This is a genomic window from Enhydrobacter aerosaccus (genome assembly GCF_900167455.1).
Lineage (GTDB): Bacteria > Pseudomonadota > Alphaproteobacteria > Reyranellales > Reyranellaceae > Reyranella > Reyranella aerosaccus.
The window spans coordinates 1,037,742-1,049,511 of the sequence record NZ_FUWJ01000002.1; the positions used below are offsets into that span (position 1 = coordinate 1,037,742).

Sequence of the window (11,770 nt, forward strand, 5' to 3'; positions counted from 1 at the left end):
CACAGTGCTTTAGTCGACCTGCTTCAGGTTGTCGGCCGACATCTTTCCGGTGCGGCGGTCAGAGACCAGCTCGAACTGGATCTTCTGTCCTTCGACCAGGTGGCTGATGCCAGCACGCTCGACGGCGCTGATATGCACAAAGGCATCCTTGCCGCCATTGTCGGGCTGAATGAAGCCAAAGCCCTTGGTCGCGTTAAACCACTTCACGGTTCCCGTCATCATGGGAAAACCCTTTCACTACATAGACATGCTAGCCCACCCGCGTAAGGCAGGCCGTCGAACTTGCATTTTTTCGGGAGCAAAGTCAGAGGCGGCGCGAAACTCACAGGGCGCGGCCAAGTCGTCAGTCCGTATATCGACGAATTTGATATGGGCCCTTTCAGGCGCGATTGCAAGGGATCCATTCCAAGCCATCTATTGCAAGGCATCCATTGTGCCCGCGCCTGAGAAGGCTCATGCTTGCAAAAGCATCAGTGCTTTCTTTGCATCGCCAATCCGGGCACAAGGTCGTGATCGCCCTCTCGCTTGGCTTGATGCGCGCGACTCGTGCAGCGACGGCTCTCTCTTCCGATCTCGTATCGTGTCATCGTGGAAAGGCACACCTCTTGATTCTTCTCGGGAAACCTTAATGCGCCATCTTGGTGTGCTTAAAGGCAGCGGCTCGCTCGAATGCGAGGGCAAATCGTTGGGTCGCGCCGACTACGAATTCGACGGCTATCTCGTCCGGCCGGGAGAAATCGTTGCGTCCGGAGAGGTTCACATGGACGCCGTCGCACTGGCGGAGGCGTTCGGTCGCGCCAATCTGGTCCTGCGCACCGAGGACGGCCGCCTCCTGTCGATTCGATTCAGCGGCAAACGACTTCCAGCGGAAAGCGCTGTGGCGCATGCCGATGTGCGCGAGGGATTACCCGACGAAAAGGAGTGGCGCCGGTCTGGCCAGGACGCGCAATAGGAACAGCGCGCCAAAAGCAGCTTCGGCATCTGACAGGGGCATGTCGGCAAGACGGCGGAATGTTCGGTCGAAGCTGCTTCCGCCTATATTGCGCATTGGACGGCGTCCGTCTGGAGGCGTAGACAGGGCCCGCCATCGCATGATGACCATAGGCAGCGATGGGTGAGAGAGATGCGTGTGCTCCTGCCCGAATGCGAGGGGAGCCGAGAAGAACGCCTGGTTCGTTCCATCCGTCCTTACCTGACTTCCATGCGCCGGCCAGTCTACGCCGCGTTTCGCCTCTGGCGCCGATGCCCTTTCTGACCACGGAAGGTTTTCATGCAAACACTCGACGAAAAGTGCAGGCGTCCGCAGCGCGACCTCCCGGAGGCTCACAGCCCCTGGCTGCAGACGGGCGACCTCCCGGCGGTCCGGTAAAGGCTCCGTGTCGTCCCCCAAGGCCAAGAGACGATGCCCGCCAGGATCGCTGGCCTGGCGACAATACGAAGTGAAACTGCTGTCGGGTCGCACCGCGACGCTGGGGTTCTCGCTGTCGGATCCGGACGACGTGATCGTTTATCGATTGCAGCAGGAGCACGAGGCCGCGCACCTCGGCATGCTCGTTGTCCTCGATGATCCGGAGTCGCTGGAAGAGGTGGTCCTGTGGTTCCAGCAGGAGACATCGCTGACGCTTGTCTCGCAGAACGGCGAGACGATGATCGGCGAAGAAATGAAGAACCTTCTCCCCCGCTACTTCGCGATCTTCTTCGACGACATCAAGGATGTGGCGCCGGACCTCGCGAACATCCGGCTCGCCGTGCCCAGGACAGGCGACAAGACTCTTCACTGAACAACCGCTTGGCGCGCTTGGCATCCTGCCGGCGGCCGCGGTCGCAACGCCTCTCCAACGCCTGCAAGCCCCTGCCGTCGGCGCTCTCGTGCCCTTCTTGCGCCTGGAGCGCCCGCCACGACCTGGACATCCCGCGGCAAGCGAAGCGTCCGCGCGATGTCCAGGAATGGCGGTCGGCGCCCCGTTCCGCTCCGGTGGGATCAGGCCGCCTGGGCGGGATACGGGTCCGACAAGACGACCGAGCCGGTCTCCAGCAGGGACTTGAGATTGGAGAGGATCTTGGGCCAGCCGCCGGACACGGCGGTGATCAGCGTCGAGGGCTCGCGCTCGATCGTATGGGTGATGGAGAGCTTCACGGCCGTTCCGACCGCTTCCAGTTCCATGGTGCAGAGCGACGGCCCCTCTTCCTTGAGCTCGGGCTTGTTCTGGTGCTGCCAGCGGATCACCAGGCGCCGCGGCGGCTCGGCCGCGACGATCTCCCCGGCATCGAACACGGCGCCCGTCGAGGATACCAGTTTCCACGGCGAGCCGGCCGTCCACTCGCTCTCGCAGTGCATGCCGAACCAGTATTGCTTCATGAACTCGGCATCGGTCAGGGCCGACCACAGCTTTTCGGGCGTGGTGCGGATGTAGGTGACGTAGACGTAGGTCGATCTAGCCATTGCCCTTCTCCAGTCGTCGTTTCATATCGGTGAGTGCCTTCAGGCGCGGCTTCTCGAACTTGGCAATCCAGCGCTCGTAGATCTCCTGCAGCGGCACCGGATTGAGGAAGTGCAGCTTCTCCCGGCCGCGCCGTACGGTGGCGACGAGGTTCGCCGCCTCCAGTACATCCAGGTGCTGCGTCACGCCCTGCCGCGTCATGTCCATGTGCTCGCACAATTCGCCAAGGGTGCGGCCATCGTGCTGGTGCAACAGATCCAGCAGCTTGCGCCGATTGGGATCCGCCAATGCCTTGAACAGGAGGTCCGTATCCTCGGACGGTTCGACCATGGACACACAATGCAAGTAATGACTTGCCTATTAATATGCAAGTGTTCGATTGCCTGTCAAGAAACTCGAGACCCTTGCTTCTTCCGCCCGTTCGGCATGGCGCCATGATACGGGTTGGATGTTCGGCTCCTCGCGCCGGGTCGAGGGAGTTCGGGGCTTGATGAGCCCCGCACACGTCGATCGCCTTGATCTCTTCCTCACGCAATCGTCAGCGGTCCCGAGCAGTCGGCCGTGACAAGCTGCGCGCCCTACTTAGGGAGGCAGCAATGACAGTCATCCGCCTGCTTGCTGGCGCCATTGCGGCGTCGATCGCTTTTGCCGGTGCCGTCGCGGCCACGGCGCAGACTGCCCCGCCTACGCGATTGCGCGGATCGATCGCCGCCATCGACGACAAGACCGCGACCATCGCCACGCGTGAAGGCAGTAGCGTCAAGGTCAAGCTGGCCGACAACTGGAGCGTGGCACTGGTGTCGCCCCTGTCCGCGGCCGACATCAAGCAGGGCAGCTTCGTAGGCGTCGCCTCGATGAAGGAGGCGGATGGCAGTCAGAACGCACTAGAGGTGCTGGTGTTTCCCGAAGCAGCCCGCGGCAGCGGCGAGGGCCACTACCCATGGGATCTGCAGCCTGAAAGCATGATGACTAACGCCACGGTAGCGACGCTGGGCACAGCCAGTGACGGCCAGACCCTCAAGCTCGACTACAAGGGCGGCACCCAGACGATCAAGGTCCGCCCCGGGACGCCTATCGTGACCTTCACGCCGGGCACCAAGGCCGATGCCAAGGTCGGCGCCAAGGTCTTCGTTGGCGCCGTGAAAGCCGCCGACGGCAGCCTGACGGCCTCGCGCCTGCTGGTCGGCAAGAACGGTCTCACGCCGCCGATGTAGCGCAGGTTCGGGCCACGCACGACGAGGACATTGCGAGATCCTCGAGGCCGCTTGACCGACGCGACGGGCCTCTATGTCTCAGGCGGCCGACTGCAGGCGCGACCTCACTGCTTTCATGTCGCGCGCCGGAGACAGGCCGAACATGCGCCCATATTCGCGGGTGAACTGGGAAACGCTCTCGTAGCCGACGGCGTAGGCGGCATTGCCGATCGTCGCGCCATGGGTGAGCAATATCCGCCTCGCTTCGATCAGGCGCAGTTGCTTCTGGAACTGCAACGGCGTCACGGAGGTGATGGCGCGGAAATGCTCGTGGAAGGATGACACGCTCATCGAGGCCGCCTCGGCGAGCCGTTCCACCCGCAGCGGCTTCGCGTATCCGGCGCGCATGAGCGAGACGGCTCGCGCGATACGCTGCGCATGACTGTCGGCGACGCCGAGACTGCGGATGGCACCGCCATGCCGGCCCGACAGCAGCCAGAAGTGCAGCTCGCGCACGAGCTGCGTCTGCAGCACTGGCAACGAGGCCGGGCGGTCCAGGAGGCGCATGAGCCGCAGGGCCGCATCGGCAACCTCCACTTCGGTCGAATCGACCCGGACCGCCGCGCCAACGGCGAATGGAACGGAGCCCATTTCCGCGACCAGCTCTTCGATAACCGCGAGATCGAGATCGATGACCAGCGAAAGATAGGGCATCCCGGCCGTCGCCCGCGTGATCTGGCTGACAGTGGGCACGTCCATGGTGATCAGCAGCGACTGGCCGGCGCCGAAATCGACGACGTGACTTCCCGTGGCGACCCGCTTGCCGCCCTGAAGCACCAGCGCGACCAGCGGCTTCGAGACGGTGTAGGTCAAGGCGGTCGGCGCCATCTCGCGAAGGACCGTGAGCCCGGGAATGGGCGTCGGCGCCACGCCGTTGCGGCAGTGCGCATCCGCGTGGCGGCGCACGCTTTCGAGGAGGGAGCCCATCATGACGCCAGCAGGATAGCCGACGCCGCCTGGTCGCGCGATCTGAGGCGGAGAATTAGGCAAGAAATCCGAAGCTTCAGGCAATAGCCCGTGACCCGGCGAGTCTTCCCGGAGCCGTATGTTCACAGGAACGGGCAAGAGAGGCCGAGAATCGGGCAACAACGACCGGTCGTTTCCGTGGATATCGGGGACATCGCAACATCGACAAGACAACAGGAGATCTCCGATGACCACCGTCTCGCTCGTCACCGGCGCCAACCGCGGACTTGGTCGCAGCACGGCCATCAGCATCGCCCGCCATGGCGGCGACGTCATCCTCACCTATCGCAACGGCGAGGAAGAAGCGCAGGCCGTGGTCGCGGAGATCGAGGCGCTTGGCCGCAAGGCCGTCGCGCTCAGGCTCGACGTAACCGCGGTCCCGACGTTCCCGACGTTCGTCGAACAGTGCCGCTCGATCCTCGCGGCGACGTGGGGCCGCAGCAGCCTCGATCATCTCGTAAACAACGCCGGACAGGGCGAGATGGCGAGCTTTGTTGAAACGACCGAGGCACAGTTCGATGCCTTGTTCGCCACTCATGTCAAAGGCGTGTTCTTCCTGACGCAGGCGCTCCTGCCCCTGCTGGCGAATGGCGGGCGCATCGTGAATTTCTCCTCCGGCCTCACGCGCGTATCCTTCGCGGGCTTTTCCGCCTATGCGGCAGCCAAGGGCGCCGTCGAGATACTAACGGTCTACATGGCGCGCGAACTGGGCGGACGCGGCATCACCGTGAACACGGTCGCTCCCGGCGCGATAGAGACCGACTTCCTCGGCGGCGCCGTTCGCGACATGCCCGACCTCAACAAGCAGTTCGCAGGGATGACCGCTCTCGGCCGTGTTGGCCTGCCCGAGGATATCGGGCCGATGGTCGCGAGCCTGCTCGGGCCCGACAACCGCTGGGTCACCGGTCAGCGCATCGAGGTATCGGGCGGGCAGGTGATCTGATCGCCCAGCGGTCGAGGCGGATGGCGGCGACGCGGCGTCGAGGCGGGTTGCCCTCGCCGGCCCTCTCGGTCGTAATGCGGGCGAGATGGCACGGACTTCCCAACGCATACCGCCGCCCTTGGTGCGGCGCGTCCTAACCGCCGTTCATGAGGCAACCAAGGATACGACCGCGCCCAGCTGGGTGAATGTCGGAACATTGAGCCTGCGCATCGACCGCATGCGTCTCGATCAAGCGATTGCGCTGGCTGTCCGCTCGGGATGGCTGAAGACAGCCGGCGATCCGCCGATCAGCCTCGCGATCACGGTCGCCGGACTGCAAGCGCTCGGTGCCGGCGCCGGGCACGACAGCCAAGGGTGAGCCGGCCCACTTCCGACGAGGCATGTCGACACTCCGGCAACCTCTCCCGGCTGGCGATCATTGATCGCGCGAAGCTTCCTCAACGGCTCGCACGGAGATCCGGATGCATACCCAGGAAATGATCGCCGCCCATCCGCACGTTCAGGGCAACGTCAATGAGGCGCTGCTGCGCTGCATCGATCTTTGCCACGACTGCGCCCAGGCCTGCACTGCCTGCGCCGATGCCTGTCTCGGCGAGAAGGGTGTGTCCGAACTGATCCAGTGCATCCGGCTGAACCTCGATTGCGCCGATCTCTGCAACGCGTCGGCCGGTATCGGCTCGCGCCGCACGGGCAGCAACCAGGAGGTCATGAAGCGGGTCCTCGAAGCCTGCGCCGAGGCCTGCCGCGTTTGTGCCGAGGAATGCGGGAAGCACGCCACCCGGCACAACCATTGCCGCATCTGCGCCGATGCTTGCCGGGCCTGTGAGGATGCCTGTACGCGCGCCATCGGCACCATCAAGGTGGCGATGCACTGAAGCGCAACGAGCTTTGACGCGATCGTCGAGGCAATAGGCGAGGCGTCATTGACGACCGGAATCGTGGGTCGATGGTCGGCGGCCTTATGGTGGCGCTATGTCGCCGCTTCCCCGCCTCAAGAAATCGCCTGCGTCGTTCGGAGGGATGCTGCGCTTTTCGCGAAACGTCGCGAAAGCCTCGCGAGGCGCTCGCGAACAAGCGCTGAAGCCCTTGCGACAGGTGGCTCTTCCACGGTTGGGCGCCGGAATTCGCGAAGTTCATGCGAGCGTCGCACCCGAGGTAGTTACCGCACGGTACTCGTTATTTTTCCGTTTCTTTAACGGCAAGGGCCCGACCGGCCTTACCCTTCCATGCGCGTCAGCGCCCATTTTATGGCAATGCCTTCCGCCGGAATCTGGCCCACCAGCACAATCTGCTCGGTGCGGCGCTGGCGGCCCTCCTCGCCCAGATAAATGCTCTCGGCCAACCCGATCCCGGCACCGGACGCACGAAGCTTCCAGCCTCGGCCGCTTGGCAGGCGCATCAGCACCGCCTGGCCGCTCTGCGCCAGCGTCGCCTTCACCGCAGGATGCAGGTGGAAGCGGACGATGAAGCGCTTGTCGGGGATCGTGACCGGACGGCCCTCGTGCCCGGTGAACATCTCCTCGCCGCGCAGGTCGCCGCCATCGGGCGACAGCCACAGGCGGCGGCGATGGATGATGCCGAACAGGGAGCGGTAGCCGTCATGGCTCATATCGAGCCACTGCGCGCCCTGATCCTCGGCGCGATCGACCAGCACATTGCCGGCCCGGTATTCGAGAGCCCCGTGCTCGGTGATCTCGCTCGAATTGGTGTCGTCGACCACGGCCGTCGAATGCGCCGCGGTGAAGCGCATGAAGTGGCGCCACTCGCGCGGCGCGCCGGGATAGACGCCGCAATTGACGATCAGCCGTTCGTGCGCGGCACTCATCTCGAAGGACAGCGTGCCGGCATGGGCCTGGGCATCCGTGCCGCGGCCGGGAGGACTGCCGGCATCGGCGATCACCAGGGAGGTGCCCGCGGCGAGACGCTGAAAGCCGCTCGCCAGTGCCATCGCCGGCGCCGCCTCGGCCGATCCGGAGCGCGCCAACACGAGATCGATCGTGGCGCGGTCGCCTTCCCAGGTGCCGTTGAAGAGCGCGAGCCCGCCATCGCCATGGCGGAAGAAGCGCAGCATCGGCGCCAGCCGGTCGATCGCGGCAACGATCTCGGCGGTCGGACGGCGCTCGGCCGAGATCAGCGCCGCGCGCACGTCGAGCAGATGGCGCAGCACCGCGAGCTGCAGATGCGGCGCGCGTTCGGCGACGACGCCGTCATGCAGCACGTAGCGCTTCACGAAGCGCGACAGGCGCAAGACGGCCTGGTCGAGACTCTTCTCGAAGCCCTTGCCTTCGCGCAGGAAGGCGAGATCGGCGAAGATCTGCGCCTTCAGCACCGCGACCGCTTCGTGACCGGCAAGGCCGGTGCGCGAGACGCGCTTGAGATGAAGGCGCTGGCGTCCGAGCGACTGGACAAAGCGGCCGGCAAAACCGGGATCGGCGGCGCTCGACAGCCAATCGTAATGCCGGATCCATTCGACGATGCGGGTGGCGAGGACGTCGCGCTGCCAGCTGGCGCCGGAGAAGAACCGGCCCTCGCGTCCCATCCAGTCGTCGACGAGGTGGACGGCCAGCGCCACGCCCGAGGGATCGCCGCAATCGCGCAGGTCGCGCAGCCAGGCGAAGCCATTCAGGGCGGCGATCCACAGCGGCGAAGCACCGGAACGCTGCCATGGCGGATCCTGGTCGCCCAGCAAGATCGGGCCGCTCTCGCCGAAGGCCAGGAAGGAGCCGGACAGCAGGCGCTGGCCGGCCACGGCATTGCCTGGCCATCCGTCGGGAGCGACGGCAAAGAACGAGCCCGGCGTGCGATGCCCCAGCGTCAGCAGACGAAGAGGCGAGGCCAGCAGGGTCCGTCCCCACCGGGCAAGCTTGTCGGTAAGGCCCGGCGCCTGGGCAGCTGAGGAACGAACCGGCCGAGAACCCGCCATAAGGGGCTCACCAGGCCGTCTGGAGTCTGAGGCGACCAGTGTCATCTTCTTCTGATCTTTGGTCCGGCAAGCGGGCCGGACGGTGAGGGTTACAGGCACTTTACCCGAGCTTGACGGTCCTGGCGATGCCCCCGAAAGGACCCGGCCTGGGGTTTTTCGGTGGTTTTGCAGGACCGAGCCGGCCGGCATGCCCTCTTGAACCAGCCCGAGGGAACCCCAGATTCGTTGCAAGGAAAGCCGATCATGGTTTCCGGGCCGCTCGCTCCTGAGGAGGGGGGTTTCTGATGAGTCGTGTTCCTCTGTTCAATTCGCCCCTGCTCCTGGGCTTCGACCATTTCGAGCGGACGCTCGATCGGCTGGCCAAGAACGCCGAGGGCTATCCTCCCTACAATATCGAGAAGATCGGCGAGAACGGGCTGCGCATCACGCTGGCCGTCGCAGGCTTCACCAGCGACGACCTGGTGATCGAGCTGGTCGAGAACCAGCTCACGGTGCGCGGTCGCCAGGCCGAGGATCCGGACCGGATTTTCCTGCATCGCGGTATTGCGGCGCGCCAGTTCCAGCGGGCCTTCATGCTGGCCGACGGCATCGAGGTGACGGGCGCCCGGCTGGACAACGGCCTGCTCGAAATCGACCTCGTGCGGCTGGTCGCAGAGCCGCGCGTGCGCACCATTCGGATCGACTCCGGCAACGAGAGCCAGTCGAACCAGACCATCGACATCGGCGCCCGACGGGCCCAGGTCAAATAAGACCGCTCAATAAGACCGCCAAACGCGGATGTCGCCAAGGAGGTAGGATATGGAAAACCAGACCAACAAGACAACGAGCGCCTTCACGCCCCTTGCCGAAGACGCTTTCCTGAGCCTGGGCGCGCAGCAGATCGCCTACATCAAGTCGGTGAACCTGCCGGACGGCGCGCACGCGGTGGCAATCTTCTCGGCCGACGGCAAGCCGATGGCGGCCGCGCCGACGATCGAAGTGGCTGAGGCGTTGTTGCGGCAGCACGATCTCGAGCCGGCGCTGGTCCACTGACAGGAAGACATCGGCGACTCCAGCGGGACCGCCGCCGGGCGTTCGCTCAGGCGGCGGTCTGGGTCGGAACGGTTTCGACCAGCAGCGCGTAGAGCGCGTCGGCGCTGTCGGTTGCGCGCAGCTTGTCGACCAGGGCGCGATCGCGCAGCAGCCGCGACACGCGCGCCAGGGCCTTGAGGTGATCGGCCCCCGCGCCTTCGGGTGCGACCAGCAGGAACATGATGTCGACCGGGCGTTCGTCGATGGCATCGAAATCGACCGGCTGGCCAAGGCGCGCGAACAGGCCGACGGGCGTGGTCAGCCCGGCCATCCGCGCATGGGGCACGGCGATGCCGCCGCCAATGCCGGTCGAGCCGAGACGCTCACGCTCCAGCAGGCGGTCGAACAGCCGGCGCTCGTCGAGCTTGTAGAGGGAGGCGGCACGGCTCGCCAATTCAGCGAGCAGCGCCTTCTTGCCGGACGCCTTCACGCAGGCCAGGACGGCGTCCGGGCCGGGCAGCAAATCGGCGATTTCCACAATGTCACCAACAGGTTAGTGGGTCGGGCCCAGTCTTCGCCCGGCGAGAAGTGCGCCCCTATAGGCGCGTCCCCCGGGCCGGTCAAGCCCACCTGCAGGACCGCCATTGGCGCGTCAGTCGGCCTGGCCGGCCATCGCTTCGGCCGCCACGACGGCCGGCGGCAGGGCGGGCGCGAGGCCGCGCGCCATGCCGAGCCGACCGAGGCGCCGCCGCTCCGCCGATGACGGGATACGCATCGCCTCCCGATACTTCGCAACGGTGCGGCGCGCGATCTCCACACCCTCGCCCTTGAGCAGATCGACGATGCGATCGTCGGACAAGGGCTGCGCGGCGTTCTCGCCGCCGACCAAATGGCGGATGCGCGACCGCACCGCTTCGGACGAGACCACCACACCCGGCGAACGCGACGGCAGGGCCGAGGTGAAGAAGTACTTGAGCTCGAAGATGCCGCGCGGCGTGGCGATGTACTTGTTCGAGGTCACGCGGCTCACCGTGCTTTCGTGCAGCTCGGTGGCCACCGCGATGTCGCGCAGCACCAGCGGCTTGAGCGCACTGACGCCGTGGCGGAAGAAGCCGTCCTGCTGGCGCACGATCTCGCGCGCCACCTTCAGGATCGTCGTCGCGCGCTGCTCGAGCGTTTTCACCAGCCAGTTGGCGGACTGGAAGCGCTCGGCCACGAAGTCGCGCTCGGCCTTGGCCCGCGTGCCCTTCATCAGGGTCGCGTGATATTTGCGATCGACCAGGACCTTCGGCAGAGCGTCGGTATTGAGCTCGATGTGCCAGCCCTCTTCGCCGGTCTCGGGATCCTTGGCCGGCGTCAGGAACAGGTCGGGCGCCACCGGCTGGATCGGCTCGAACTCGAACTTCTGGCCCGGCCGCGGATCGAGCGTGCGCAGTTCCGCCAGCATGTCGCGCAGGTCCTCCTCGTCGACGCTGCAGCGCCGGCGCAGCTGCGCCAGCTCGCCGGCAGCGACCAGGTCGAGATTGTCGAGGAAGGTCTTCATCGCCGGATCGAGGCGATCGCGCTCGGCGAGCTGGGCGCCGAGACATTCGGCCAGCGTGCGCGAGAACAGCCCGGCCGGCTCGATCTGGCGCAGTCGCGCCCACACCCGCTCGACGGTCTCGAGCGCAACCCCCAGGGCGTGCGCCACCGCGGCGGCTTCAAGCCGGCAATAGCCCGCCTCGTCCAGACCTTCTGCGAGTTTCAGTGCGATCCGGCGCTCGACGGTGTCGGTGAAAATCAGATCGATCTGCTCCAGCACGTGCGCGGCCAGCGAGCAGGAGCGGTCGGCGACGAAGTCCAGCGCGTCGGGCGCATCGTCGCGCTGACCGCTGCGGCTCGCCGCACCATCACCGCCGCGATCCGCGAATTCCCGGGTCCAGCGATCGTCGGCATCGGCCAGCGCCGGCGCCGCTGCGGCCAGAGCATCGGCGGTGTCGTTCGGAGCGTCGATGGGCGCCAGCTCCTTCTCGGCCACGGGCCCGTCGTCACCCGCCCCTTCCTGGAGCAGGGGATTCTTTTCGAGTTCCTGCTGGATAAAGGCCGCAAGTTCGAGGTGCGAAAACTGCAGCAGTTTGATGGCCTGCTGGAGCTGCGGCGTCATAGCCAATGTCTGGCGCGAGGCCAGGAGAAGACTTGGACCGATACGCATATACCCCCACCCGGAAGCCCAAAGGCCTCACCGAAGGATATG

The 11,770-nt window shown here is 65.6% G+C and carries 15 protein-coding genes; 8 read left to right on the forward strand and 7 right to left on the reverse strand.

Features of this window, described 5'->3' with window-relative positions; translation table 11 throughout:
* Positions 1–9 precede the first annotated feature (9 nt).
* A complete protein-coding gene (locus tag B5D62_RS14245; RefSeq protein WP_085934504.1) occupies positions 10–222 on the reverse strand; it encodes a cold-shock protein in 213 nt (70 codons plus the stop codon).
* A 358-nt stretch (positions 223–580) separates the two neighbouring features.
* Between B5D62_RS14245 and B5D62_RS14250 the strand changes: the two genes are divergently transcribed.
* A complete protein-coding gene (locus B5D62_RS14250) occupies positions 581–952 on the forward strand; it encodes a hypothetical protein (protein ID WP_218191056.1) in 372 nt (123 codons plus the stop codon).
* A gap of 487 nt (positions 953–1,439) precedes the next feature.
* The gene (locus tag B5D62_RS14255; protein ID WP_085934506.1) at positions 1,440–1,781 is read left to right on the forward strand and encodes a hypothetical protein; all 342 of its coding nucleotides are present in this window, start codon (positions 1,440–1,442) and stop codon (positions 1,779–1,781) included.
* A gap of 200 nt (positions 1,782–1,981) precedes the next feature.
* Here B5D62_RS14255 and B5D62_RS14260 read toward each other — a convergent pair whose 3' ends face one another.
* Together B5D62_RS14260 and B5D62_RS14265 are read right to left on the reverse strand one after the other, a co-directional pair.
* Positions 1,982–2,443, reverse strand: coding sequence for an SRPBCC family protein (locus tag B5D62_RS14260; RefSeq protein WP_085934507.1), 462 nt, complete (start codon positions 2,441–2,443; stop codon positions 1,982–1,984).
* Positions 2,436–2,771, reverse strand: a complete 336-nt coding sequence (locus tag B5D62_RS14265) for an ArsR/SmtB family transcription factor (RefSeq protein ID WP_085934508.1) — start codon at positions 2,769–2,771, stop codon at positions 2,436–2,438. The genes B5D62_RS14260 and B5D62_RS14265 overlap by 8 nt, the downstream gene beginning before the upstream one ends.
* A 266-nt stretch (positions 2,772–3,037) precedes the next feature.
* On the opposite strand from B5D62_RS14265, the gene B5D62_RS14270 reads away from it, so the two are divergent.
* Positions 3,038–3,655 carry a hypothetical protein gene (locus tag B5D62_RS14270; RefSeq protein WP_085934509.1) on the forward strand — a complete coding sequence of 206 codons (618 nt, stop codon included), beginning with the start codon at positions 3,038–3,040 and terminating at the stop codon, positions 3,653–3,655.
* Between the two features lie 78 nt (positions 3,656–3,733).
* Here the strand turns inward: B5D62_RS14270 and B5D62_RS14275 are convergent, their stop codons facing one another.
* On the reverse strand, positions 3,734–4,624 hold the full coding sequence (locus B5D62_RS14275; protein ID WP_085934510.1) for an AraC family transcriptional regulator: 891 nt from the start codon (positions 4,622–4,624) through the stop codon (positions 3,734–3,736).
* 223 nt (positions 4,625–4,847) lie between these two features.
* Here B5D62_RS14275 and B5D62_RS14280 point away from each other — a divergent pair, with 223 nt between their 5' ends.
* The 3 genes from B5D62_RS14280 to B5D62_RS14290 all read left to right on the forward strand — a co-directional run bounded on the left by B5D62_RS14280 (position 4,848) and on the right by B5D62_RS14290 (position 6,478).
* Positions 4,848–5,603, forward strand: a complete 756-nt coding sequence (locus tag B5D62_RS14280; protein ID WP_085934511.1) for an SDR family NAD(P)-dependent oxidoreductase — start codon at positions 4,848–4,850, stop codon at positions 5,601–5,603.
* 85 nt (positions 5,604–5,688) lie between these two features.
* On the forward strand, positions 5,689–5,961 hold the full coding sequence (locus B5D62_RS14285) for a hypothetical protein (protein ID WP_139373874.1): 273 nt from the start codon (positions 5,689–5,691) through the stop codon (positions 5,959–5,961).
* Between the two features lie 103 nt (positions 5,962–6,064).
* Entirely contained in the window at positions 6,065–6,478 is a 414-nt protein-coding gene (locus B5D62_RS14290; RefSeq protein ID WP_085934513.1) for a four-helix bundle copper-binding protein, read from the forward strand.
* A 341-nt stretch (positions 6,479–6,819) separates the two neighbouring features.
* Here B5D62_RS14290 and B5D62_RS14295 read toward each other — a convergent pair whose 3' ends face one another.
* On the reverse strand, positions 6,820–8,526 hold the full coding sequence (locus tag B5D62_RS14295; protein ID WP_170920936.1) for a heparinase II/III family protein: 1,707 nt from the start codon (positions 8,524–8,526) through the stop codon (positions 6,820–6,822).
* A gap of 284 nt (positions 8,527–8,810) precedes the next feature.
* On the opposite strand from B5D62_RS14295, the gene B5D62_RS14300 reads away from it, so the two are divergent.
* Together B5D62_RS14300 and B5D62_RS14305 are read left to right on the forward strand one after the other, a co-directional pair.
* Positions 8,811–9,275 carry an Hsp20 family protein gene (locus tag B5D62_RS14300; RefSeq protein ID WP_085934515.1) on the forward strand — a complete coding sequence of 155 codons (465 nt, stop codon included), beginning with the start codon at positions 8,811–8,813 and terminating at the stop codon, positions 9,273–9,275.
* A gap of 49 nt (positions 9,276–9,324) precedes the next feature.
* Positions 9,325–9,558 carry a DUF1150 family protein gene (locus tag B5D62_RS14305; protein ID WP_085934516.1) on the forward strand — a complete coding sequence of 78 codons (234 nt, stop codon included), beginning with the start codon at positions 9,325–9,327 and terminating at the stop codon, positions 9,556–9,558.
* Between the two features lie 46 nt (positions 9,559–9,604).
* Here the strand turns inward: B5D62_RS14305 and B5D62_RS14310 are convergent, their stop codons facing one another.
* The gene (locus B5D62_RS14310) at positions 9,605–10,075 is read right to left on the reverse strand and encodes a PTS sugar transporter subunit IIA (protein WP_085934517.1); all 471 of its coding nucleotides are present in this window, start codon (positions 10,073–10,075) and stop codon (positions 9,605–9,607) included.
* A gap of 114 nt (positions 10,076–10,189) precedes the next feature.
* Positions 10,190–11,728 carry an RNA polymerase factor sigma-54 gene (gene rpoN, locus B5D62_RS14315; protein ID WP_085934518.1) on the reverse strand — a complete coding sequence of 513 codons (1,539 nt, stop codon included), beginning with the start codon at positions 11,726–11,728 and terminating at the stop codon, positions 10,190–10,192.
* Positions 11,729–11,770 lie beyond the last annotated feature (42 nt).

What these genes read in the sequence shown, in the direction of transcription:
- B5D62_RS14290 (WP_085934513.1), top strand. Translation starts at nt 6,065, where the DNA reads ATGCATACCCAGGAAATGATCGCCGCCCATCCGCACGTTCAGGGCAAC.
- B5D62_RS14275 (WP_085934510.1), bottom strand. Translation starts at nt 4,624, where the DNA reads ATGATGGGCTCCCTCCTCGAAAGCGTGCGCCGCCACGCGGATGCGCAC.
- B5D62_RS14295 (WP_170920936.1), bottom strand. Translation starts at nt 8,526, where the DNA reads ATGGCGGGTTCTCGGCCGGTTCGTTCCTCAGCTGCCCAGGCGCCGGGC.
- B5D62_RS14245 (WP_085934504.1), bottom strand. Translation starts at nt 222, where the DNA reads ATGATGACGGGAACCGTGAAGTGGTTTAACGCGACCAAGGGCTTTGGC.
- B5D62_RS14260 (WP_085934507.1), bottom strand. Translation starts at nt 2,443, where the DNA reads ATGGCTAGATCGACCTACGTCTACGTCACCTACATCCGCACCACGCCC.
- B5D62_RS14305 (WP_085934516.1), top strand. Translation starts at nt 9,325, where the DNA reads ATGGAAAACCAGACCAACAAGACAACGAGCGCCTTCACGCCCCTTGCC.
- B5D62_RS14285 (WP_139373874.1), top strand. Translation starts at nt 5,689, where the DNA reads ATGGCACGGACTTCCCAACGCATACCGCCGCCCTTGGTGCGGCGCGTC.
- B5D62_RS14270 (WP_085934509.1), top strand. Translation starts at nt 3,038, where the DNA reads ATGACAGTCATCCGCCTGCTTGCTGGCGCCATTGCGGCGTCGATCGCT.
- B5D62_RS14280 (WP_085934511.1), top strand. Translation starts at nt 4,848, where the DNA reads ATGACCACCGTCTCGCTCGTCACCGGCGCCAACCGCGGACTTGGTCGC.
- B5D62_RS14300 (WP_085934515.1), top strand. Translation starts at nt 8,811, where the DNA reads ATGAGTCGTGTTCCTCTGTTCAATTCGCCCCTGCTCCTGGGCTTCGAC.
- rpoN (WP_085934518.1), bottom strand. Translation starts at nt 11,728, where the DNA reads ATGCGTATCGGTCCAAGTCTTCTCCTGGCCTCGCGCCAGACATTGGCT.
- B5D62_RS14265 (WP_085934508.1), bottom strand. Translation starts at nt 2,771, where the DNA reads ATGGTCGAACCGTCCGAGGATACGGACCTCCTGTTCAAGGCATTGGCG.